The organism is Paraburkholderia sp. BR10882 (genome assembly GCF_040948855.1).
GTDB lineage: Bacteria > Pseudomonadota > Gammaproteobacteria > Burkholderiales > Burkholderiaceae > Paraburkholderia > Paraburkholderia nodosa_A.
This window is the reverse complement of record NZ_JBFPKP010000006.1, coordinates 44,811-68,370: the sequence shown is the minus strand read 5'-3', so window position 1 is coordinate 68,370 and position 23,560 is coordinate 44,811. Positions and strand designations below refer to the sequence as shown.

19 protein-coding genes are annotated in these 23,560 nt (G+C 66.7%); 5 read left to right on the top strand and 14 right to left on the bottom strand.

Features of this window, described 5'->3' with window-relative positions; all coding sequences use genetic code 11:
- Window positions 1–43: 43 nt before the first annotated feature.
- Window positions 44–1,462, bottom strand: a complete 1,419-nt coding sequence (locus tag AB3X99_RS17170) for a methyl-accepting chemotaxis protein (RefSeq protein WP_069265667.1) — start codon at window positions 1,460–1,462, stop codon at window positions 44–46.
- Between the two features lie 219 nt (window positions 1,463–1,681).
- On the opposite strand from AB3X99_RS17170, the gene AB3X99_RS17165 reads away from it, so the two are divergent.
- Both AB3X99_RS17165 and AB3X99_RS17160 read left to right on the top strand, forming a co-directional pair.
- A complete protein-coding gene (locus AB3X99_RS17165) occupies window positions 1,682–1,813 on the top strand; it encodes a hypothetical protein (RefSeq protein WP_256094777.1) in 132 nt (43 codons plus the stop codon).
- 18 nt (window positions 1,814–1,831) lie between these two features.
- Window positions 1,832–2,602 carry a class I SAM-dependent methyltransferase gene (locus tag AB3X99_RS17160; RefSeq protein ID WP_368617620.1) on the top strand — a complete coding sequence of 257 codons (771 nt, stop codon included), beginning with the start codon at window positions 1,832–1,834 and terminating at the stop codon, window positions 2,600–2,602.
- Here AB3X99_RS17160 and AB3X99_RS17155 read toward each other — a convergent pair.
- From AB3X99_RS17155 to AB3X99_RS17140, 4 genes are all read right to left on the bottom strand, one after another.
- Entirely contained in the window at window positions 2,599–4,089 is a 1,491-nt protein-coding gene (locus AB3X99_RS17155) for a flavin-containing monooxygenase (protein WP_368617619.1), read from the bottom strand. The genes AB3X99_RS17160 and AB3X99_RS17155 overlap by 4 nt on opposite strands.
- 113 nt (window positions 4,090–4,202) lie before the next feature.
- Window positions 4,203–5,369, bottom strand: a complete 1,167-nt coding sequence (locus AB3X99_RS17150) for a tetratricopeptide repeat protein (protein WP_368617618.1) — start codon at window positions 5,367–5,369, stop codon at window positions 4,203–4,205.
- A 126-nt stretch (window positions 5,370–5,495) separates the two neighbouring features.
- Window positions 5,496–6,176, bottom strand: a complete 681-nt coding sequence (locus tag AB3X99_RS17145) for a PspA/IM30 family protein (protein WP_069265671.1) — start codon at window positions 6,174–6,176, stop codon at window positions 5,496–5,498.
- Between the two features lie 398 nt (window positions 6,177–6,574).
- The gene (locus AB3X99_RS17140; RefSeq protein ID WP_368617617.1) at window positions 6,575–7,228 is read right to left on the bottom strand and encodes a hypothetical protein; all 654 of its coding nucleotides are present in this window, start codon (window positions 7,226–7,228) and stop codon (window positions 6,575–6,577) included.
- 140 nt (window positions 7,229–7,368) lie between these two features.
- Between AB3X99_RS17140 and AB3X99_RS17135 the strand changes: the two genes are divergently transcribed.
- Window positions 7,369–7,599 (top strand): hypothetical protein, encoded by a 231-nt coding sequence (locus tag AB3X99_RS17135; protein ID WP_141710711.1) that lies wholly within the window; start codon window positions 7,369–7,371, stop codon window positions 7,597–7,599.
- Between the two features lie 227 nt (window positions 7,600–7,826).
- The gene (locus AB3X99_RS17130; protein WP_368617616.1) at window positions 7,827–10,355 is read left to right on the top strand and encodes a penicillin-binding protein 1A; all 2,529 of its coding nucleotides are present in this window, start codon (window positions 7,827–7,829) and stop codon (window positions 10,353–10,355) included.
- Between the two features lie 392 nt (window positions 10,356–10,747).
- Here AB3X99_RS17130 and AB3X99_RS17125 read toward each other — a convergent pair whose 3' ends face one another.
- From AB3X99_RS17125 to AB3X99_RS17110, 4 genes are all read right to left on the bottom strand, one after another.
- The gene (locus AB3X99_RS17125; protein WP_368617615.1) at window positions 10,748–11,368 is read right to left on the bottom strand and encodes a 2-hydroxychromene-2-carboxylate isomerase; all 621 of its coding nucleotides are present in this window, start codon (window positions 11,366–11,368) and stop codon (window positions 10,748–10,750) included.
- Window positions 11,369–11,452: 84 nt separating this feature from the next.
- Window positions 11,453–13,036 (bottom strand): efflux transporter outer membrane subunit, encoded by a 1,584-nt coding sequence (locus AB3X99_RS17120; protein WP_368605394.1) that lies wholly within the window; start codon window positions 13,034–13,036, stop codon window positions 11,453–11,455.
- Window positions 13,033–16,188, bottom strand: coding sequence for an efflux RND transporter permease subunit (locus tag AB3X99_RS17115; protein WP_368617614.1), 3,156 nt, complete (start codon window positions 16,186–16,188; stop codon window positions 13,033–13,035). The genes AB3X99_RS17120 and AB3X99_RS17115 overlap by 4 nt, the downstream gene beginning before the upstream one ends.
- Window positions 16,185–17,321 (bottom strand): efflux RND transporter periplasmic adaptor subunit, encoded by a 1,137-nt coding sequence (locus tag AB3X99_RS17110; protein WP_368617613.1) that lies wholly within the window; start codon window positions 17,319–17,321, stop codon window positions 16,185–16,187. Before AB3X99_RS17110 ends, AB3X99_RS17115 begins: the two co-directional genes overlap by 4 nt.
- Window positions 17,322–17,574: 253 nt before the next feature.
- Here AB3X99_RS17110 and AB3X99_RS17105 point away from each other — a divergent pair, with 253 nt between their 5' ends.
- Window positions 17,575–18,192 carry a TetR/AcrR family transcriptional regulator gene (locus AB3X99_RS17105; RefSeq protein ID WP_069265677.1) on the top strand — a complete coding sequence of 206 codons (618 nt, stop codon included), beginning with the start codon at window positions 17,575–17,577 and terminating at the stop codon, window positions 18,190–18,192.
- 34 nt (window positions 18,193–18,226) lie between these two features.
- On the opposite strand, the gene AB3X99_RS17100 is transcribed toward AB3X99_RS17105, so the two are convergent.
- From AB3X99_RS17100 to AB3X99_RS17080, 5 genes are all read right to left on the bottom strand, one after another.
- Window positions 18,227–18,457 carry a DUF2795 domain-containing protein gene (locus tag AB3X99_RS17100; RefSeq protein ID WP_069265678.1) on the bottom strand — a complete coding sequence of 77 codons (231 nt, stop codon included), beginning with the start codon at window positions 18,455–18,457 and terminating at the stop codon, window positions 18,227–18,229.
- A 245-nt stretch (window positions 18,458–18,702) separates the two neighbouring features.
- Window positions 18,703–18,975 (bottom strand): hypothetical protein, encoded by a 273-nt coding sequence (locus AB3X99_RS17095; protein ID WP_069265679.1) that lies wholly within the window; start codon window positions 18,973–18,975, stop codon window positions 18,703–18,705.
- Between the two features lie 248 nt (window positions 18,976–19,223).
- Window positions 19,224–20,573, bottom strand: a complete 1,350-nt coding sequence (locus AB3X99_RS17090) for a C45 family peptidase (RefSeq protein WP_069265746.1) — start codon at window positions 20,571–20,573, stop codon at window positions 19,224–19,226.
- A gap of 150 nt (window positions 20,574–20,723) precedes the next feature.
- Window positions 20,724–22,469 (bottom strand): ClcB-like voltage-gated chloride channel protein, encoded by a 1,746-nt coding sequence (locus AB3X99_RS17085; protein ID WP_368617612.1) that lies wholly within the window; start codon window positions 22,467–22,469, stop codon window positions 20,724–20,726.
- Window positions 22,470–22,629: 160 nt separating this feature from the next.
- Complete coding sequence (locus tag AB3X99_RS17080) at window positions 22,630–23,364, bottom strand: glutathione S-transferase (protein WP_368617611.1); 735 nt, start codon at window positions 23,362–23,364, stop codon at window positions 22,630–22,632.
- Between the last annotated feature and the right edge of the window lie 196 nt (window positions 23,365–23,560).

The window sequence follows — 23,560 nt, the reverse complement described above, 5'->3', positions numbered from 1 at the left end:
GGCAGTCATGTCCGCGCGCCGTTTGCTTTATTCGGCGCAGTCCTTACAGCCGATATCCCATACGAAACCCGCCCCAGTGCCGCCCGTTCACGAAGATCGGCGCGGAGGCGTCCTTCATCATCACGAACGTGCCGCCGCCCATGTCGCGACGATAGGTTTGCAGCAGGAAGGGCTTGGTATGCGAGCCGGCCGCGCGGCCCGCGCGGTCGTTGAAGATTCGATGATTGCGGCAGTTCGCGGCGTTCCACACCGGGTCGGCGCCCTGCGGATGCGAGAACTTGCGATTGTGGGTCGGTATGTAGCCGCGCGGATCGATCGCGACACAGAAGGCGACGCGTTCGTCGAACGTGAGCAGCGGTTCGAGGACCGGGGGCAGCACGCGGTCCGTGAAGGCCGTAAAGCGTGTCATATGCTGCTGCGGGTTCGTGTTCGGCACCGGCGCGTAGACGCTGTCGAACAGATCCGCTTCGCCGATCTCGCCGCGCGCGAGCGCGCCTTCGAACAGCTTGCTCACCTGGGCGGCGGCGCGCTGTACCGTCTCGATGAAGCGGGTGTCGTCGGTTTCCACGCCGGTTGCGGCGGACAGCTCGATGAGCGTTTCCGAGACCTCGAGCAGCTTGCCGAGCTGATCCTTCGCCTGCACGAAGTTGCGCCCCGAATCTTCGACGCCCGCGACCATTTCGCCCACCTGGCTTTCGAGCCCGTCGCATTTCGTTTCGATCTCGCCCGTGAGCTGGGCGATCTGGCCGGCGTGCTCGTCGAGTTGCATGATCGCCTGGCCGGTGCTGTGCACGGCCTCGCCGATCGTGTGCGTGCCCTCGCGCACGCGATGCGCGCGTTCGGTGTTGGCGGTGCCCTCGGCGATGAGTTGCTCGGTCTGCTGCGTGAGTTGTCCGAGCGTCTGCTCGATCTGGCCGGTGGCCTGCGCCGTCTTGGCGGAGAGGTTTTTCACCTCGGCCGCGACCACGGCGAAGCTCTTGCCGGACTCGCCCGCGCGCGCCGCTTCGATGGCCGCGTTGAGCGCGAGAAGCTGGGTTTGCCGCGCGATCAGGGAGATTTCCTCGGAGACCTTCGAGACATGCGCGAGCGCGCTTTTGAGCGCCCGGATCTGCGTCTCGATGACGGTGACGCTCTCCACGAGACCGTGAATGTCGGCAAGCGACTCCTCGATGGTCTGCTGCGACTGCTGCACGGTGGCGGCGGTGCCGGTGCTCAGCTCGCGCATGGCGCGGGCCGCCGTGGCGATCTGATGGTTGCCGGCGAGGGTGTGGGCCGCCGACTCGCGCAGGGCGTGGCAGACGTCGGTCTGACGCTGCACGCGCGCGGCGACTTCGTCGACATGGCCCGCCACGTCGCAGATCTCGATACCGAGCCTGCCGGCATGTGCGGCAATGTCGCCGACGACGCCGGCGGATTTCCCCGCGCGGCGACCGCGCAGGCCCAACAAACGCAAACGTGCCATCGGGTGTCTCCTTTCCCGGTGCGCCATGAAAGCTGCGGACAACTGCCCAAAGCTGCAGGCCCGGTCGTCGGCAGGTTCGATCGCCGGGCTTTCTGAACTGGTTTACGGCGCGTAATACGGCGACTTGAGCGCAGGGGTGGCGCCTGGCGCTATGATCGGGAACTCGGGCGCTCCGAAAGCCGGAAAAGAGGGGCAAAGGGGCGTCGCGACGGGAGCAAGATGATAGAAGCGATTTTCGGCGGGAGCGCGCCGCTCGCGCTCTGGCAGCAGCTGATCCAGCTCTGGGAGCTGATCGTGATGGTGTTGCGCTTCCTCTGGGAGCTGGTGAAGCTCCTCGGCGGCGGCGGTTGAACGACAATAGGGCAGACGATGATCGACGATTCCACCCGGCGTTTCACCGACCGGGTCGCAGATTACGTAAAATTCCGGCCGACCTATCCGCGCGAAGTGGCGACTTTCGTGCATGTGGAGTGCGGCATCGCGCCGGGCGCGCCCGTGGCCGACATCGGCGCGGGTACGGGCCTCTCCACGAAGCTCTTTCTCGACGCGGGTCATCCTGTCACGGCAGTCGAGCCGAACGCGGCCATGCGCGCCGCGGCGGACGAACTGCTAGGCGGCTATCAAGGCTATCGCAGCGTGGCGGGCACAGCGGAGGCGACGACGCTCGAAGACGCGAGCGTGGATCTCGTGAGCGCCGCACAGGCGTTTCACTGGTTCCACAAGACCGACACGCAGCGCGAATTCGCGCGCATCCTCAAGCCGCGCGGCAAGATCGTGCTGTTCTGGAACAGCCGCCTGCTCGAGGGCTCGGCGTTTTTGGCAGGCTACGAGGCGCTCCTGCAGCGTTTTTGCCCCGACTACGCGCGCGTGGCCGAGACCTATCCGGACTCGGCCGCGATGGCCCACTGGTTCGGCGATGGCTTCGAGCATCAGACCGTATTCCCGAACGCTCAACTGCTCGACTTCGATGGCCTGCGCGGACGGCTGATGTCGTCGTCATACGCGCCGCGCGCGGGCGACGAACGCCACGAGCCGATGCTCGCGGCGCTGCGCGAGCTGTTCGAGGCCACGCAAAAGGACGGCACCGTCAACTTCGCCTACGAGACGCGCGTGTACGCGGGGCAGCCGCAGCGCATCTAGCGCTCGAACGCGTAGTCGGCGGTGCGCACGCGGCGCGTTTTGCGGCGGAACATGAACGTGAAGCCAGGCCACAGCGCGGTGTTCTTGCCCGCCTGCGTGAGGTAGTAGCTGCGGCAGCCCGACTGCCACACGGTGCGCGCGAAGCGCGCCTGCACGCGCGCGTTCCAGTTTTGCTGCGCCTCGGCGCGAACCGCCATCGTGCGGGCGCCCGAGCGCTGCAGCGCGCGGATGCAGGCCGCGATATAGGCGATATGCGACTCGATCATGTAGATCATCGAGTTGTGCCCGAGCGCCGTGTTCGGCCCGATCACGAAAAAGAGATTCGGGAAGCCCGCGACGCTCGCGCCGAGGTAGGCCTCGGGGCCGTCGCGCCGCCACGTCTCGCCGAGGTCCTGGCCACCCACGCCCGTCACCTGGAAGGGCGCGTCCACATCGTTGACCTGGAAGCCCGTGCCGCACACGATCGCGTCGTAGGGCCGATGCATACCGTCGGCGGTGACGATGCCATCGGCGACGACCTCGCGGATCGCGTCGGTCACCAGCTCGACGTTGGGCTGCGCGAGGGCAGCGTAGTAGTCGCTCGACAGCAGCACGCGCTTGCAGCCCAGCCGATAGTCGGGCGTGAGGCGCGCGCGCAGCTCGGGGTCTTTCACCTTGTGCGCGAGGTAGCTCAGCGCGAACTTCGTCGGCGTCTTGAGCAGGCGCGGCTCGACCGCGAAGCCGACCGCGCGCGATTCGTGCTGCCAGTAAATCTTTGCGCGCGCCACACGTTGCGCGAACGGCATGTGCCGATAAATCCAGCGCCAGCGTTCGCTGATGGCGCGGTCGCGCCGCGGCATGATCCACGGTGGCGTGCGCTGAAACACCGTGAGCTGAGCCGCGCGCGGCTGGATATGCGGCACGAACTGGATCGCGCTCGCACCGGTGCCGATCACGGCGATGCGCTTGCCTTCGAGCGCGTAGTCGTGGTCCCAGCGCGCCGAGTGGAAGAGCGTCCCTTCGAAGCGCTCGATGCCCGCGATATGCGGCAGCGCCGGGCGCGAGAGCGGACCGTTCGCGGCTATCACCATATCGGCTTCGATCGTCGTGCTCGCGCCGTCGCGTTCGATCTCCACCTGCCAGACGCCGCGCGCCTCCAGGAAGCGCGCCGCGCGCACGCGCGAACGGTATTCGATGAAGCGCTCGACATCGTACTTGTGCGCGCAATGGCGTAGGTAGTCGAGAATTTCATGCTGCGGCGCGAAGATGCGCGTCCACGCCGGATTCAGCTCGAACGAAAATGAGTAGAGGTGCGAAGGAATATCGCAAGCGGCCCCCGGATAGGCGTTGTCGCGCCAGGTGCCGCCGAGGCCTTCGGCGGCCTCATAGATCGTGAACGAATCCACCCCCATGCGACGCAGCCGGATCGCCATGCCGATGCCGGAAAAACCGCTGCCGATGATGGCGATGCGCAGCGCGCCCCCGTTGCCGAGCGCTTGATTGGCCATGTGTGCGTCCGCCGTTATGTGTGTGTGCTGCGTATTTTGCGCCGATGCAAAACGGGCTCCATGAAGGAGCCCGTCGTTGCTTTAGCGGCGTGCGCTGGGCAAGCCTCAGGCGTTCAGGAGTTGTTCCAGTCGTCCGAGCTGTCGTTGCTGCCCATATCGACACCGCCGCCGCCCGAGCCGTCGTCCCAGTCGTTCGAGCCCTGGCCGAAGTCGAGGCCGCCGCCGTTGTTGCCGTCGCGCTGAACCCTGCGGCCCTCGTCGTCGACATACACATCGCGCTCGATCACGCGGTCACGGCCATGATTCAGGGCTTCGCCGAGCAGCACGCCCGTGAGCAGGCCACCCATGCCGCCCATGCCACCGCCGCCTTGCTGCACGATGACCTGCGGCGGTTGCTGCGGCGGCGCAGGCGGATACTGCGGCTGACGTCCGAAGGCGGCGTCGGCTTCGCTCGCGTAGGGGGAGTTGCTGCCGTAGTCGGGCGCGGCAGGCTGCGCATTCGGATCGGCGCGGCCCTCGGCGCGCGCCTTGAGGCTCGCGAACTGGCGTTCGAGATCCTCGAGCTCATACGGCGGCCGCGGATTCGCGCTGTTCGAAAGCGTTTCGACGAGGCTGCGCAACTGCGCTTCGAGTCCTTCGACTTCCTTTTCGAGCGCTTCGTGACCGGGCGCGGTCGAGAGCTTCACGTCGAGCTTGAGCGAGCGCACGCCGTTGAGCAACTCGGTGGCGCGCTTGAGCTGGTCGCGGCGGTCGTCGCCGGCCTTCGCGTCTTCGGTGGACTTCGCGCGACGCAGCGTCCAGCGCAGCACGAGCACAATGCCGACCAGCAAGATGGCGATACCAATCCACATGCCCATACCAGGACCTCGCTTCTGTGGCGCGGGCGCGGCCAACTGCTGCTGCGTGAACGGGTTGCCCGTGCTGTTCGTGTTGACACTGCCGGCGCGTGAAGCGTCGGAACGAATCTTCGCTTCGACCTGCGCGAAACGTTGCGGCTGGGTGAAGCGGATTTGCGGATCGAGCGACTTCGCCTGCTCGACCTGGGTAAGCGCGTCGCTGTAACGACCTTCGCGGTCGAGGACCTGGGCGTAGAGGTAGTGCGCGCGAGCGTTGTCCGGATGCGCCTGCAGGACTTCGGTCAGGCCGGAATCGGCGCGCTGCCAGTCACCCTGCGACATCGCGGATTCGATCTGCTGCACGCTCGGCAAGGCGAACGCAACGCCGCCCGTAAAGGCGAGCGACGCGACGGCGATACTGGCAGCGGCAAGAAACTTTTTCATGTTGCAGGCCGGGCGGATTGACGCCCGTCTCCATGGCATTCGATACGGGGATGCGGCGCTCTCGCGCGCCTGCCGATTGCCATCGGCCGCACGGATCATGCCGCGCCGCATCCAGCACGCAGGCGCTTACTGTGCCGGCGTGTTCATCTGCTTCTTGAGCGCCTCGAGGCGCTCGTCTACCGACGGACCCTTGTTGAGCGCCGCGAGCTTGTCGTCGAGCGCCTTGCCGCTCGACTGGTCGGACGAATTCAGGCGGGCGTCCGAGCGCGCGTTCGAGAGCGCGACCTTTTCTTCCAGCTTCTGGAAATCGCCGTCGAGATTCTTCCCGCCGATGCCGCCCAGCGCCGTAGCCGCGACATCCTTCGCCTGGGCGATCTGCTGCTTCGCCTGCAGGATGTTCGAGCGCGCGTTCAGGTCGTTGCGGCGCTGGCGCATGTCGTCGATCTGCTGCTTCAGTTGATCGACCGACGGTTCGAGCTTCGCGAGTTCGCCCGCGAGCGCGTCGCGTTCGGCTTCCGCGGTTTGCTGCGCGCCGAGCGCTTCGCGTGCGAGCGCTTCGTCGCCCGATTGCAGCGCGCGCTTCGCGCCGTCTTCGTACTTCTTCGCCTTGTCGGCGGCCACGTCGCGCTTGCTTTGCTGCGTCGCGACCTGCGCCTGGATCTCGACGAGCGAGTTCTCCGCGCGGCCGATGCTGTCGTCGAGCTCACGCACGATCTGGCGCGCGTCGCGCGACGGATCCTGCACCGAGTCTGCGGCGTCGTTGAGCAGGCCCTTGACGGTGCGGGAGATGGAGTCGAAAAGCGACATGAATTCCTCCAGTGAAATGAGATCGGCCGTGGTGGGCCGAGGTGCGTGTTCGCGGTTTGGCCTCACGCGCCAGCCGGCCGGCAGAGGGCTGATCCATCTGCCAGCTTACGCCGCTTTGCGCCTGGCGCGCATGCACGGCGAAAATCGGGGCGAGTGCGGCAATTGCAATAGCGTGAAGCTGTTTTCTTGCACGCGTGTGTTCATCAGGACGGGGCCTGGCTGCGCGGCGCGAAGCACCGCTGCAGGCCGGGCGCCGCTATCGATCGCGGATATTACACCACGGCCCGTCTTAAAAGTGACTTAAAGGAATCGGGCCTGCCCAGCGCTCGCGGCGCGTATGTAAGCGGGCGTTAAGCCGATTGTGACTCGTGTGTATGGCGGCGTGGATGCTGCGCGTGTCAGGCGTATTTGCCGCCTTCGGGCGCGGCGTCGTCGCTGCGGGCTTCGTCGCGTGGATCGCTCGCGTCGCGCCGGGAGCGGGCGAAGGGCGCCGAGCTCAGCGGCTGCAGCGGTTCGACGTCCAGCGATTGTGCGGCGGCCGTGTCGAGCGCGGCGCTTTGCGCTGCAGCGGCCGCTTCGGCGCTCAGCCGGGCGACAGCCTGGGCGATTTCGCGCGCGGCATGGCTCACGTCCGCCTCGTCGGTGTGCGCAGCGGGCAGGGGTATGTTTGGCGCTTGAAGCGTTGCCTCGTGGGCGTCGTCGTCGTGAAGACCCGCGGCCGCTTCGCCAGCCTTTTGCGCGTCCGCGTTCGCGTCGCTCGCGCCGATGGCCGCCGCCGCGCCCACTGCTGGCCGGATCGCGCCGGCTCGACCCACACGCAGCGGTCTCGCTGCCTTTTGCAGCACCTGCGCGAGCGCGTCGGGCTGACGCGGCGCGTTCAGCCGGTCGACGATGCTCGCGGCCTTCACCTGATCGCTCGTCGCGCTGAACGCGATCACGGCGCGGCGCATGAGTTCGCTGAGGCTGATGCCGAGCTCGTCGGCGGTGGCGGAGATCGCGCGCTTTTGCGCGGGCGTAACGAAGACGACGATGCGTTCGCTGGGCTTGTTCATGATCGACGGGCCGTTGGGTCGGCTTCGTATGACGTCGGTTTGCCTGCCTGCGCAACAGCTTTTTGTAAGAATGGATGCGTGCTTGCCTGGGCGCGGACAGGGGCGTGTAGCAGATCTTTCATGATAAGACGAGTGCGCCGATGCGCAATGAGAAGGTGCGCGACCAGGAACAACCCTGCCTGCAAAAATCTGCCGTCAACAACCAGTCGATGCCTAATTTATCGCGCTACACAAGGACGGTTACGAAACTTTTCGCGCATAAAACCATGATCGACGCAAGCGAGCGCCCGGACGGCCAGAAATCGGGCAGGAAGTGTTTCCCAAGAAACTCTTACAAAAAAAGCGCGACCCGGCGTGCGCGATTTCTTTAGAATGCGCTGTTACATTTCGCGAATGGCGCCCGAACGGGCGGTATTCGCATGTGGCGTGCCATAGTGCGCGCCGCGCGGCCGGACGGGGGCGTTGCCGGTCGCGCCGCGTCGCCGGGATTGAGCCGGCGACGTCGTATGCCGCATTGGCGCCATGACGCCGTGGTCGACATCCATGCGCGCGAGTTGCGCGCAGCCGGCGCGCGCGAGACGCGCCCATCATTCCAGTCATGCCTATCATCAAACGACCGCCTTCACCGCAGTACCCGAACGAAGATCGGGAACCCTCCTTCAACAACGGGCGCCAGCCGCCTCGCCGGCCTGAATCGGGCGGCGGGTCCGGCGGCAACGGGCCGCGCGACGGGAGCCCGAAGCGGCGCTCCATCGGCACCACGCTCGCGCTCTGGTTCGTCGGCCTGATCGGCACGCTCTGCGTGGTCGGTGCGCTGCTCGTGGGCTACGCGCTCGTCGTGATGGAGCCGCAACTGCCGTCGCTCGATGCGCTCACCAACTATCAGCCCAAGGTGCCGCTGCGCATCTATACCGCCGATCACGTGCTGATCGGCGAGTTCGGCGAAGAGCGACGTCAGCTCGTGCGTTTTCAGGATATTCCTGATATTCAGAAGAAGGCCGTGCTCGCCATCGAGGACTACCGGTTCTACGAGCACGGCGGCGTGGACTTCGTCGGCATCCTGCGCGCGGGCGTGGCCGACCTGATGCACGGCGGCGCCTCGCAGGGCGCGAGCACGATCACGATGCAGGTCGCGCGCAACTTCTTCCTGTCGAGCGAGAAGACCTACACGCGTAAGGTCTACGAGATGCTGCTCGCCTACAAGATCGAGCGCGCGCTCACGAAGGACCAGATTCTCGAGTTGTACATGAACCAGATTTATCTGGGTCAGCGCGCCTACGGTTTTTCGGCGGCGGCGCGCGTGTACTTCGGCAAGGACCTGAAGGACATCACGGTGGCCCAGGCGGCGATGCTCGCGGGCCTGCCGAAGGCGCCTTCGGCGTATAACCCGATCGTCAATCCGCACCGCGCGAAGATTCGCCAGGAGTACATCCTCAAGCGCATGCTCGACCTCGGCTACATCACGCAGGCGCAGTACGACGAAGCGATCAAGGAGCCGCTGCAGACGAAGACGGCCGGCACCGAGTACAACGTGCACGCCGAATACGTCGCCGAAATGGTGCGCCAGATGATGTACGCGCAGTACAAGGACGAGACCTATACGCGCGGCCTCACGGTGACGACGACGATCGATTCGGCCGACCAGGATGCCGCGTACGCGGCTGTGCGCAAGGGCGTGATGGACTACGAGCGCCGCCACGGCTATCGCGGACCGGAGGGCTTCGTGCAGTTGCCCGCGGACGGCGACGACCGCGAGCAGGCCATCGAAGACGCGCTCACCGATCACCCGGACAACGGCGACCTCGTTTCGGCAGTCGTGACCGACGCGGGCCCGAAGTCGGTGACGGCGCAACAGCTCGACGGCACCTCGGTGACGGTGACGGGCGAGGGCCTGCGCTTCGTCGCGGCCGCGCTCTCGCCGCGCGCCTCGCAGGCGCTGCGCATTCGCCCGGGATCGATCGTGCGCCTGATGGAGGACGCGAAGGGCAACTGGCAGATCACGCAGCTGCCGCAGGTCGAAGGCGCGCTCGTCTCGCTCACGCCGCAGGACGGCGCGATCCGCGCGCTGATCGGCGGCTTCGACTTCAACAAGAACAAGTTCAATCACATCACGCAGGCGTGGCGTCAGCCGGGCTCGAGCTTCAAGCCGTTCATCTACTCGGCTTCGCTCGAAAAGGGCCTTGGGCCGGCGACGATCATCAACGACGCGCCGCTGTACTTCCCCCCCAGCACGCCGGGCGGCGACGCGTGGGAGCCGAAGGACGACGACCAGCCCGAAGGGCCGATGTCGATGCGCCTCGCGCTGCAGAAGTCGAAGAACCTCGTGTCGATCCGCATCCTCTCGTACATCGGCACGAAGGACGCGCAGGACTACGTGACGCAGCGCTTCGGCTTCGACGCGGACAAGACCCCGCCGTACCTGCCGATGGCGCTCGGCGCGGGCCTCGTCACGCCGCTGCAGTCGGCGGGCGCGTATAGCGTGTTCGCGAACGGCGGCTATCGCATCAACCCGTATCTGATCGCCGAAGTAGACGACGCGCGCGGCCAGCCGATCCTGCGCGCGCAGCCGTTGGTGGCGGGCCAGAATGCGCCGCAAACGCTTTCGCCGCGCAACGCATTCGTGATGAACAGCCTGCTGCACTCGGTGGCGACGGCGGGTACGGGCGCCGGCACCAACGTGCTCCATCGCAACGACCTGCAGGGCAAGACCGGTACGACCAACGACGCCAAGGACGGCTGGTTCGCCGGTTATCAGCGCACACTGGTCGCCGTGGCGTGGATGGGCTATGACCAGCCGAAGAGTCTCGGCAGCCGCGAATTCGGCGCGCAGCTCGCGTTGCCGATCTGGGTGGAGTACATGCAGCGTGCGCTGCGCGGCGTGCCGCAGGAAGAACCGGCGATGCCCGAGGGCCTCACGACGATCAACGACGAACTGTTCTTCTCGGACATGACGCCGGGTAACGGCTTCGTGGCGAGCATCGGTCTGGACTCGGCGAACCCGGCCGGTGCGGCGAGCGACGCGAGCGGCGCGACCGGCAGCATGGGGCCGGCCGGCATGACGCCGCCGAACGTGACGACGACGGAGAAGAAGCAGATCATGGATCTGTTCGAATCGAACAAGCCTTGATGCTGATTTGATGAGTTCTGCCGGATAAACACGGCGCGTCGGCAACGGCGCGCCGTGTTTTGTTTGGTCAGCGGAATTTCCTTGTGGGCCAAGGAGTTGGTCGAGCTTTCCAGGGCTTTTCCACAGGGCTGTCAACGAAATCTGTGGGTAACTCTCGTGCCGACTTTTCCACAGTTTTTGTTGAAGCCCCTGTTCATAACCCTGGGATATCGAAGCTAACTGGCTGACGCCAAAGGCTTTGTTCACAGGCAGGCCGTATGAGGCATCGCGCCTCAAAACACATCGTCAGAACGCAGTCCGAAGGTTTGGCTGTGCGAACCGCGCGAATACGTGACGGCGTGAACAGGCAGGAATACGAACAGCTCCACGGTAGTGATGCGCAAAGAACAGGACTACGCAGTGTCCCGGTTCTGCGGCGCGCCGAGCGCCGCTTCGATGGCGTCTTCCAGCCGGTCGTTACCCCAGAACATCTCTTCGCCGACGAAAAACGTCGGTGCGCCGAAGATGCCGAGATCGCGAGCCGCCTGGGTGCGCTCGCGCAGGCGCAGCCGGTTCGCCTCGCTGCCGGCTTCCTCGATGAGCCGTTGTGCCGGCAATCCGAGCGTGGTGAGCATCTGTGCGACGGCTTCGGGCGAATCGACTTCGCGGTCGTCGCCATAGTTGCGCGTCATGACGGCGCGGCACCATTCGGGCAGCCACGGCTCGTCGGCGGCGAGCACGGCGATGCGCGTCGCGAGCCCGGTGCGGCGGGGAAACTCGCTGGGCTGTTGCCACGGCAGCACGTATTTGCGGCACTGCCGGCGCATGTCCTGCCACACATAGGCGCCTTTTTCCTTCTGCACGACGAAGGGCGGACCTTCCCAGCCGAGTGCGTCGAGAATGGGGCCGAGGAGGAAGGGCCGCCAGTAAACATCCACGCCATTTCGTTCGGCGAGCGCGGCGATGCGCATCACGCTGAGATAGCTGTAGTTGCTGGCGAGGTCGAACCAGAAGTCGAGCGATGGACGGGACATGCTGTCGTCTCCATGAAGCGGTTGCACCTAGGTGCGCGGCGCTTGCGATCATGGTACGCCGAGACGCCCGGACAATCGCGAGTGTTACTTGCCTTGTGCGGCGGCTCCAGCGTCCGATGCGGGAGCGGCAGCGGCCGTGTCCGTCCCGCGCCCGCTGCCGAGCGTCGCCGGGTTGACCGGCGGATTGCCCATCGCCTGGAAGAGGGCGGCCGTATCGGCAAGCCGGGTGCCGCGGTAGCGGATTTCGTCGAGCCGCGCGTTACGCCATTGCTGCTCGCTTTGGCGCACCGCGTACCACGGCACCGCGCCCAACCTGTAGCGCGCGTTGGTGTCCTCGTAGACGCCCTGGGCCGTGCGTGCCGAGGTACTGGCTGCGTCGAGCGCCTGGGCGTCGTGATCGAGCGCGGCGAGACGATCGGCGACATCCTGGAACGCCGTGAGCACCGTTTGCTTATAGGTGTCATTGGCTGCCTCATAGGACTGCAACGCCGCACGCCGCTGCGCAACGAGTGCGCCGCCGTGGAAAATCGGCTGCGAAAGCGAAGCGCCGATCGCCCACAGCGCGCCCGCGCCGGAAGTCACCACCGGCCAGCTGAAGCCGCCCTGGCCGAGCGCCGCCGAAAGCGTGATGCTCGGGTACATTTGCGCGGTGGCGGCGCCGACGCCCGCCGCGGCCGCCTTGAGCGTGGCTTCGGCGGCTTCGATGTCGGGTCGGGTTCTCAGGAGTTCTGAAGGGATGACTACCGGTACCTGCGCGGGCAAGGTCAGGCTGGCGAGATCGAGGTCGGGCGGCGCCTGGTCGGGTGTGCGGCCGATCAGCACGGCGAGCGCATGGCGCTGTGCGACCCATTGCTGACGCAGCCCCGGCAGGCTCGCCGCGAGCGACGCCGCGCTCTGCTGCGCGCTGAGCAGATCGGTGCGCGAGGCCGAGCCGAGCGCGTAGCGCTTTTGCACGTCGTCGGCCTGCGCATTGGCGAGCGCGATCAGCTGTTCGGTCGTGTCGATCTGCGCATGCAGCGTTGCCGCGCCGAGCGCACTTGCCACGATGTTCGCCGCGAGCGCGCGCTGCGCGGCCTCGAACTGGAACGCCTGCACGTTCACGCGCGAGGCGAGCGCCGCGTTGTTCAGGCGGGTCGCGCCGAACACGTCGAAGGTGTAGCGAACGTCGATCAAGCCCGCAAAAATCGCGTATTGCAGCCGGTCGATGCCGAACTGTGGGATCGCGGGTTGCTGCTGGCGTTGCGCGATGCCGATGGCGTCGACCGTCGGCAGCAGCGAGCTGCCGATCTGGCCGCGCAACTGCTCGCGCGCCGCTTGCAGGTTGTGGTCGGCGGCGGCGAGGTTCGGGCTGTTGGCGAGGCCCTCGTTCACGAGCGCATCGAGCGCGTCGCAGCCGTAGAGCGTCCACCATTGCGGCACCGGTTCCGCGCCCGTCACGAACTGCTGCGCGACGCCCTGGGCGGCGACCGTCTGTGCCGGTTGCGCCTGCACACCGTAGTGCTCGGGCTGCGGCATGGCGGGCGGCTCACCGGTCGGTCCCATCGCGCAGCCGGCCAGCGCGAGCGCGGCGCATGCGGCGAGCAAGCCGGGCGCGTGCGGAAAACGTGTTGCGGGCGAACGCGCCGTTGCACGCGGGCCCGACGCCAATGTCGAAGAATCCGTCTTCATGATGCCTGTTCCGGCGTCTTGCCGGTCTCGTCAGTCTCGCTGCTGCGCACGCGGAACGCGGCCGCGTAAGCCGCGGGCAGGAAAAACAGCGTGAGCACGGTCGCAATCGTGATGCCGCCCATTAGCGCCGTCGCCATCGGCCCGAAGAAGTTCGAACGCAAGAGCGGGATGAGCGCGAGCACGGCGGCCGCGGCGGTCAGCATGATGGGCCGGAAGCGGCGCACCGTGGCGCCCACCACGGCGTCGAAGCGCTTGTGCCCGGCGCGGATGTCCGTTTCGATCTGGTCCACGAGGATCACCGAGTTGCGCATGATGATCCCGAACATGGCGATCACGCCCAGCATGGCCACGAAGCCGAACGGCTGCCCGAACAGGAGCAGGGCGATCACCACGCCGATCAGACCGAGCGGTGCGGTCAGCACGACCATCAGCACGCGCGTGAGGCTTTGCAGCTGGATCATGAGCAGCGTGAGCACGGCAATGGCGAGCACCGGCAACTGCGCGAAGATGGACGCCTGGCCCTTCGCGCTTTCCTCGACGGAGCCGCCCACCTCGATGTGGTAGCCGGGCGGCAGCGCGCGCTTGATCGACTCCAGTTTGCCGTCGAGCGCATGCGTGACGTCGATGCCCTGTGCGCCCGCTCGCACGTCGGACTGCACGGTGATCGTCGGCTGCCGGTCGCGCGACCAGATCACGCCGTACTCCAGATCGTTGGCGAGATGCCCGAGCGCTCCGAGCGGCACCGGGCCGTTGGGCGTAGGCATGGCGAGCGTGAGCAGGCGGGCCGGATCGACGCGCTCGGCAGCGGGCGAGCGCAGATCGACGCTGATGAGCTTGTCGCGCTCGCGAAACTGCGTGACGGTATAGCCCGAATACGTCATCTGCAGGAAGTTGGCGATGTCCTGCGACGAGACATTGAGCGCGCGCGCCTTTTGCTGGTCGATCTGGAAGTGCAGCGAGCGTCCCGCCGGTTCGTCCCAGTCGAAACTGACGTTGTCGGTGCGCGAATCGGCGCGCATCGTCGCCGCCACCTTGTTCGCGATGTCGCGCACGGTCGGAATGTCGTCGCCGCTCACGCGGAACTGCACGGGGTAGCCGACCGGCGGCCCGTTCTCGAGCCGCGAGAGGCGCGTGCGGATGGCGGGGAACTTGTCGCGCAGCATCGGTTCGAGCCAGCTGGCGAGCTTTTCGCGATCTTCGACCGACTTCGTCGTGATCACGAACTGCGCAAAATTGGGCTGCTGCAACTGCTGATCGAGCGGCAGATAGAAACGCGGCGCGCCGGTGCCGACGAAATCGACGAAATGGTCGATCTCGGGGCGGCCCTTGATCGCCGCTTCGAGGCGCTTCGTCTGGCGCAGCGTCGCATCGATCGAGGCGCTTTCGGGCAGGCGCACGTCCACGAGCAACTCGGGCCGGTCGGAACTCGGGAAGAATTGCTGCGGCACGAGCTTGAAGCACGCGAGCGCGGCCACGAACAGCGCGATGGTCAGCACGAGCACGATGGCATGGCGCTCGATGCACCAGCCGATCCAGCCACGCAGCCGCCGATAGAAACGCGTGTCGTAGATCTCGTGCTCGTGATCGTCGCCATGGGCGGCGTGCGCCGCATCCGGATCGGGCTTGCGCTCCGGCAACAGCCGGTAGCCCAGCAGCGGAATCAGCACGACGGCCGCGAACCACGAGGCGATCAGCGCGATGGCGGACACCTGGAAGATCGAGCGCGTGTACTCGCCGGTGCTCGACCTCGCGAGCACGATGGGCAGGAAACCCGAAACGGTGACGAGCGTGCCGGTCAGCATCGGGAACGCGGTGCTGGTGTAGGCGAATGCAGCGGCGCGCGTGCGGTTCCAGCCCTGTGCGAGCTTCACCGCCATCATCTCGACGGAAATGATGGCGTCGTCCACGAGCAGGCCGAGCGCAAGCACGAGGGTGCCGAGCGACACCTTGTGCAGACCGATGCCGAAGAGGTACATCGCGAGAGAAGTGACGGCGAGCACGATCGGAATGGTGATGACCACCACCATGCCCGTGCGCACGCCCAGCGAAACGAGGCTCACGAGCAGCACGATGCCCACGGCCTCGGCCACGGCTTCGACGAAGTCGTCCACCGAGCGCGAGACCGCATCGGGCATGCTCGACACCTCCACGAGCCTCAGGCCCGCGGGAAGTTGCGCGCGCAACTGCTCGACGCGCGCATCGAGCGCCTTGCCGAGACGGATCACGTCGCCGCCCGGCTGCATCGTGAGGCCGATACCGAGCACGGCCTGGTTCTGGAAGCGCATCTGCGTGGCGAGCGGCTCGTCGTAGCCGCGCCGGATCGTCGCGATGTCGCCGAGGCGAAACGTGCGGTCGTTCACGCGGATCAGTGTATCGGCGAGCGCCTCGAGGTCCTCGTACTGACCGCTCGGGCGCACGAACACGCGGTCGTCGGCGGTCGTGAGCGTACCTGCGGCGGAGACGCTGTTCTGCGCGCCGATCACCTGGCCGAGTTGCGTGGGCGAAATGCCGAGGCGTGTGAGCTGCGTGTTCGGAATTTCGATGTAGATGCGCTGCTGCGGATCGCCGAAATAATCGACCTTGCCGACGTCGGGCACGCGCAGCAACTGCTCGCGCAGCTTGTCTGCGTAGTCGTGCAGTTGCGCGGGCGAAAAGCCGTCGCCCTCCAGCGCGTAGATGTTGGTGTAGACGTCGCCGAACTCGTCGTTGAAGAACGGCCCTTGCACGCCCTGGGGCAGCGTGTACGCGATGTCGCCGACCTTTTTGCGCACCTGGTACCAGGTCTCACGCACTTCGCTCACGGGCGCGGAGTCCTTCATCGTGAAGAACACGAGCGATTCGCCGGGCCGCGAATAGCTGCGCAGAAAGTCGATATAAGGCGTTTCCTGCAGCTTGCGGCCGATGCGGGTCGTCACCTGATCCTCGACCTGGCGCGCGCTCGCACCGGGCCAGAAGGTCTGGATGACCATCACGCGGAACGTGAAGGGCGGATCTTCCGACTGCGCAAGACGCGTATAAGCGAGCGCGCCGAATATCGTTGCCAGCACAACGAGAAAGGTGACGAGCGCCCGATGCCGCAGTGCCCACGCCGACAGGTTGAAGCGGCCCTCTTCGTGATCGGCGCCGGGGCCCGAGTCCGTCGTCTGGCTCATGACGCGAAGTCCTCGGGATGCAGCGGCGCCACCGGCCGTACCTGCTCGCCCGCGTGGACGGTATGGACGCCTTGCAGCACGATGCGTTCGCCGTCCTGCAATCCGCCCGCCACGGTGATCGTGCGCGCGTCGTAGCGCGCGATGTTCACGCGCCGCAATTGCAGCACGTTGTCGGGCGCGTGGACGACCCAGATGGCGGGCGCTGCGCCGTCGTGGAAGAGCGCGGTGGCCGGCACGGTAAACGCGGCCGGCGCGTTGGCCTCGCTCGGTGCCGCGAACGCCACGTTGGCGGTCATGCCGAGACGCACGTCGGCATCGGGACGTTCGAGCGTGAGCCTCGCGCGCCACGTGCGGCTTTGCGGGTCCGCCGCCGCGGCGAGTTCTCGCAGGCGCGCCGTGTAGTGGCGACCGGGCAGGGCGCCGAGCGTGACCTGCGCGGTGTCGCCGCTGTGCAGCGCGGCGACGGCGCGCTCGGGCAGGTCGCACACCACATCGACGTCGCCGCTCCACGCGAGCTGGTAGACGGCCTGGCCGGCCTGCACGTTCTGGCCGGTGTCGGCGTTTTCGGCGGTGATGACGCCCGCGTGGTCCGCTACGATCTGTGTGTAGCGCAACTGGTTCTTTGCCAGCGCGAGCTGCTGCTGCGCCTGATCGCGCTGGGCCGCGGCCGAGGCGTAGGCATCCTGCGTCTGTTCGAGCTGCGCGCGGGCGATGAGATTGGCCGCCGACTGGGCCGTGTCGCGATCGAGCTGCTGCTTCGCGAAGACGAGGCGATGCTGCGCGGCGTCGAACTGGGCCTGCGCGCTGGCCGCGTTCTTTTCGAAGTCTGCAGGATCGAGCCGCGCGAGGGTCTGGCCGGGCTTGACGCTGTCGCCCAGGCGCACGCTGCGCTCGATGATCTTGCCGTTCACGCGAAACGAAAGCGGCGTGGCGTTGCGCGCCTCGATATCGCCTGGATAGACGGGGCTCACGCCGCCGCCGTCGGGGTGCACGGTCATCGAGACGACCGGGCGCGGCTGCGGCGGGGCTTCCTTTTCCTTGCCGCAGGCAGCCAGCGCGGCCACACCGAGCACGAGAAGCACATTCGCGGCATGCCGCCACGGTGCACTGAACTTACCGGTACCACTGCGCATTCTGCTCGATGCGCCACGACCGCGACGATTCACCTGGACCTCGATAGGCTGGGTGCGCACGCAGACCGCAATGCCGCCGGACCGGCTGCGCCGCCGTTGAGTCGCGGGCGCGGCGCGGCTCGCGCACCGACCCGGACTTGGGATGATGAGCCGGATTCTAATACAACCTTGTATCTGAGTGCGAAACTGAATCCGAGGAATGTTTCAGTGCTAGACTCGCGTCCATCCGTGATACATAACGACGCCCCACGCCATGAAGCGCATTCGACTCACCCGCGAACAAAGCCGCGACCAGACGCGCGAGCGCCTGCTCGACGCCGCGCAGGCCGTGTTCATGAAAAAAGGGTTCGTGGGCGCGAGCGTCGAGGACATCGCGCACGCGGCGGGGTACACGCGCGGCGCGTTCTACTCGAACTTTTCGGGCAAGTCGGACCTGCTCGTGGAACTGCTGCGGCGCGATCACGAAGCCATGCAGACCGACCTGCGCGCCATCTTCGAGACCGAGGTCTCGCGCGAGCAGATGGAGGCGCGCGTGCTCGCCTACTACAGCCGCATGCCGCAGGACAACAAGGTCTTCCTGCTGTGGGTGGAAGCCAGGCTGCTGGCTGCGCGCGACGCGCGCTTTCGCACGCGCTACAACGCCTTCATGAAGGAAAAGCGCGAGAGTCTTGCCGTGTACATCGAGGAGTTTGCGGCGCGTGCGGGCATGCCGGTGCCGCTCGATCCCCAATTGCTCGCGCTCGGGCTGATGGGGCTGTGCGACGGGGTGCAGTTTCTCGCCACGGCCGATCCGCAGCATGTCACGCCGCCAGTCGTCGAAGCCGTGCTGGGGACTTTCCTCGCGCGCGTGGTGTTCGGCCGCGACGCGTGAGCCCGGCGTGCAGCCAGCCCACGACGCGCGCGCGTCAGGAGCCGAGGCCAGGGCCGTAGTTGCTGCCGATCAGCCGCGTAACGGACGCGACGTCCTGATAATCCTGCTCGGGCATGCCGTCGAGGATGCCGAGCACCTCGTTGCTCGCGCCGGCCTCGCGCGCGGCGTCCACGAGTTCGTCCTTGTTGGCGGGCCAGCGCACTTCGCGCAGCACGTCGGCGAATTGCAGATCGATGGGTTCGTCGGGAATGCGAGAGGCTGACATGCGTGGCGTCCTTTGCGCGGGCGGCCGGCGTTGGCGGTCCGCGTCGTCGTCTCGTTTGTTGTGCGGTTTGTTTTTCAGATTTTGTTCGCGCCCGGTCTGCTTTGCGGCGCGCAGCGCTAGCGCCGCGCCTCAAGCATACACAATCCGACTCGCACGCCCTCGCGGCGTGCGCACGCGCTGCTCATTTGCCGCTCATGCGCCACTTTGGTTTGCCGCTTGTTCGCAAACGGGGGTACCGGTCAGGCTCAGGTCTGCTCGTGCAGGTCCGGGCTGAGCGTCTTGTCCAGCCGATGCGACCTGGGCAGCGTGAGGTACTCCCAGTGTTGCGGACCGTTTGCGGTCGCGGGCACGTTGGGGGCAGGGGGCGCGACGGGGGCGTCGTAGGCGTGGGACTGTCCACTTGCGAGCGGGATGTGCGCGCTGGTCGGGGTGACCGGTGAGTCCTGCGCGGTACGTACCGGAGCGGCGAAGCAGGACGCCGACAACAGCACGGTGGTCATCAGTGTCGAGGTTTTCATCGCTCGACCTCCTTTCTCATGCGGCCCACAGGTCGCAGCAAGCGCCGTACCGCATCCGCCAGCGTGGGTTGGCGGCGCAGGCAGCCGCGCCAGCCGGGGCGGCCAGGCGCGCCGCTACGCGAAGGCGCAACGAGCCGCCTGGACGGCTCATGTGCGCGACGCGCATACGGAAATACCATGATGGCAGGAAATGACCCGACACGTCTCGAACGCGCGTGCTTTTTTGCCGGCACTGCCGCTACGCGGGACTAAGGCGAGGGCCTGCGCAGCGCCTCGAAGCGCGTCCAGGGCCACGACGGGCGGTCGCGCATATAGCCGTTGAGCCAGTTCCATTGCGGGTGGCGCTGCATGAACGCCTGGGCGTCGAACGGGCGGCCGCAGGGATGGCCCCAGCGCGCCCAGAACGACAGATCGCGCGCCATTTCGCTGTCGACTACCTTGCCGTCGTTCGCGCCCCACGGGTTGAACGGCCCGTGGTCGGCGCCGCCGAAGCGCGCGTCGTCGAGTTCGAGATGGCCGCAGATCGTGCGCGAGCACGGGTTGTCGCTACGCTCGAGGTAGACGTCGTGGTGGTCCGCGATCATCGCCTTGGCGAGTTCGGCGTCGATCGCGCCGCGGTGCTCCTGCGCGAGTTGCATGAAGCGCAGGCGGCGCGCGCCGTTGCGGCGCACGTCGGTGTAGTCGTCGGCTTCGCCGGTGCACTCCTGGTTGCGGATCTTGAGGTCCGTGGCCGCGTTGAAGCCGCTGTAGAAGCCGTCTTTCGTGCTCTCGAAGCCCGCGTGCTGCAGGCCCAGTTCGTAGCGCGCGATCTCGCCCGTTTTGGTGTCGCCGAGCAGCCAGCTGTTCACATAGCCCGCGTTGTTCGCCTGCGCGAACATCTCGCACCATTGCGCAATGCTCGACGCATACTGCGTCGCCCGTCGCGAGCGATAGAACTCAGGCGCGCCGTTCGCGCGGTAGCCGACGAAGTTCGAGATGGTCGTCTCCGTCACCATCAGGCCCGCGCCGTTGATCCAGAAGTCGGTGAGACTCGAGATGCAGCCGGGCAGGCCCTGCATGAGGATACGGTGCCCCGAGTCGGGCACGATGTCGAACACGATATTGAAGGCATCGCCGGCCGCGTAGCGGTCCCACGAGTTGTGCGCCATGACGATGCGGCCGTCGCGCGTCGCGCTGCCCGTCGCGATGAAGGCGCTGCAATGGTGGCCGCGCCGCCCGCGCCAGGGGCGCACCGCGGGCTGCGCTTGCTGTGTCGCAACATGAACCGGCCACCAGCTCTGCAGCAGGTCCATGTAGCCGTTCCAGGCGAGCACTTCGGCGAACTTGAGACCGGCGCCGTCGGCGATGCCCTGGATCTCGTCGGCGAATTCGGTGTCGAGGCGCGGCGCGAACTGCATGATCGCGGCGTCGACGAAGGTGTCGAAGTCTTCGCCCGTGTCCCACTTCGCGAGGTAGCGCGCGGTGCGAATCGCATTGCGGATTTCGGTGGCGAGCAATTTGCCGTGCTGCTCGCCGCGGTCGTACGGCTCGCCCTGCAAGTGCAAGAATATCCAGCCCGCGTGGTCGCGGCGTACGGCTTCGAGTGAGGGTTCGCTCATCTTCGCTCCGGTCATCCCCGCGTCGATTCTCGCTGGCCCCCTGTGCGCACGACGGTGCGCGCACGCACAGCGCGGGCCGCGAAGCGCGTTTCCCTCTAGATTCTAGAAAATCCGCTGCGCTTTGCCACGCGCCTCGCGCGCGGGCGAAGCCTACCGCTCCGCGTTCATGCGCTGATAGGCATCGAGCAGCGACGTCTTGTACACCACGCCCGCGAGCGTCGGCTCGCGCGTGCTTTCGACCACGGGCAGACGCTCGCCCTGAAACGACATGAAGTGCTGCAGGCCGACGGCGAGCGGCATGTCGGGCGTGAGCACGTCGAACGTCGGCTTCAGGTAGTCGCGGGCGTGCTTGTGCGCGGTATCGCGCTTTTGCAGCAGGTCCGAGGTGATGTCGGCGAGCGCAACCGCGCCGAGAAAGCGCCCCGTCTCGTCGGTCACGTAGAGGTACTTGACCGGATATTCGAGGAACACGCGCGTCATCTCCTGCACCGTGGCGCTCTCCAGCACGACCGTCTGCGCGGGGCGGACCAGCTCGCGCATCTGCGTCATGCGCAGGCGCATGCGTTCGGCTTCCTCGCGGTTGCGATGCAGCGTGATTTCGTACATCGACGCCTTGCCGATCGCGCGCGCGACGAAATACGCAACGACGCACGAGAGCATCAGCGGCAGCACCACCTGGTAGCTCAGCGTCATCTCGAAGATCATCAGGATCGCCATGAGCGGCGCCTGGGTCGCGCCCGCGAGGAACGCGCCCATGCCCACCATCGCGTAGGCGTACGACGCCGAGGTGCCGTCGGGCCAGAGCGTGTGCATGCCCTGGCCGAACAGGCAGCCGAGCACGGCGCCCATGAAGAGCGTCGGCGTGAACACGCCGCCCACGGCGCCCGAGCCGACCGTCGCGGCCGTCGCGATGAGCTTGAAAACGAGCACCGTGGCGAGCGCCGTCCAGGTCCACGGCGAATGGAGGATGGAGTTCACGACGCTATAGCCGTTGCCCCACACCTCGGGCGTCCACACCGAAAGAATGCCGACCACCAGACCGCCGAGCGCGAGCCGCACGGGCAGCGGCGCGTTGATGCGCCCAAAGCCCTTTTTCGCGGTGGCCATCATCATGAGGAACTGCGGGGCGAGCGCGCCGCAAAGGAGGCCGAGCGCCACGAAGAGCAGCACCTCGACGCCCGTCACCGGCGGGAACACGGGCATCTCGTACGGCGGCTTGTAGCCCGCGAACTCGCGCATCGTGATGTTGGCGACCACGGAGGAAACGACGATCGGCCCGAAGCTTTCCATGACAATGGAGCCGAGCACGATTTCGGTCACGAAGAAGGCGCCGGCGATGGGCGCGTTGTATGCCGAGGTGATACCGGCCGCCGCGCCGCACGCGACGAGCAGGCGCAGCCGCGACGGATCGAAGTGGACCCAGCGGCCGATCAGCGAAGCGGCGAGGGCGGCGAGCTGCACCATCGGGCCTTCACGGCCGATCGAGCCGCCGCTCGCGATCGTGAAGAGCGACGAGAGGCTGCGCCAGATGCTCGTGCCCACGGGCATGACGCCGTCGCCGATCGCCACCGCCTCGATGTAGTCGGCATGCATCGCCTTGCCGCTATTACCGGGCGCCTTGCGCCGCGCGAGCAGCAGCAGGCATCCCGCGATGAAGCCGCCCGCGGCCGGCATCCAGATGCGCCGGTGCCACGGCAGATGGCGCGCCATCTCGACGAGGCTGCCTTCGCTGCCCGCGAAGAGCATCTGCACATACGCGATGCCCTCGCGAAAGATCACGGTCGCAAACGCGCCCGCCACGCCGACGATGACCGACCAGATCAGCATCGTATGGGCGTCGGACAAGCGAAAGAGATCGCGGGCGCGGGTGCGCAGTTTCAGCAGGAATGACAGCACGGCGGGCGGGTCAGGTTACGGGTGAAAGAAAGCCGCGCGTGCGCGCAGGGCGCGACGTGCGGCGGGAAGCATAACGGGTCAATGCAGCAACTGCGCGGCAATTGCGCGCCGCGTGCACGAAACCAGGCGGTGGCGGACGCCTTCCTCGGCCCGCGCGCATTCAGCGCACGGCCCGGTCGAGTTCGGGGTAGTGCCGGAAGATGCCCGTTTCGTTGAACGGCAGCCGCCGCTCCGAGTCGAGATAGGCGGCGATATTCGGGCGCCTGGCCACGGCGTCGCGCAGCGCGACGACATGCGGATAGTGATCCGCGAAATGCTTCGTCGCTTTTGGAAAGGCGTAGCGCAGGCCCTCGACGATCTGAAACATCGACAGATCGACATAGCTGAGCGCGTTGCCCACCATGTGGCGCGGGCCTTCCGGATTCTGCGCGAGCACGCGCTCGAAATAGCTCATGAATTTCGGAATGCGATGCGCGATGAAATCCGCCGAGCGCGCCTTCGCTGCGTCCTTCTGGTCCTCGTAGTAGAGCCCGCTCGCGATCGGATGATGGGTGTCGTGCGCTTCGGTCACGAGGTCCGCGATCGTCAGTTGCAGGCCGTTCGCGACGATGCGCAAGCTCTCGTCGCGCGGCGCGAGCTTGAGCTTCGGGCCGAGATAGAAAAGGATATTGGCGGTTTGCGGCACGATCAGGTCGCCGTCCTTGAGGAAGGGCGGGGCGTAGGGCGGATACGGTTCGTCGCTCTCCAGTTCGCCCATCATCGCGCCGATGCCGAGGCCGTCCTTCTTCTCGCCGCGCGCCACGTCCACGTAGGGCGCCTGCGCCTCTTCCAGCGCGAGCCGCACGAATTCGCCCCGGCCCTGCAGACCGTCCCAGTAATAGAGTTCGTATGCCATCGGTCGTCCCCTTGCGTTCATGGCCGTGCTCGCCACGGCCCGCGCGGCCGCTGCCCACGCAACGGGCAGCAACGCACAGTATCGCTCGCAACGCTCGCGCCTGGTTCGCGTGTGGCGTGTGCACGCGAGATGGCGTAAGGGGGCCGCGCGCAGAAACGCAAACAGCCCCGCCGCAGGCGGGGCCGGTGGCCGGGAG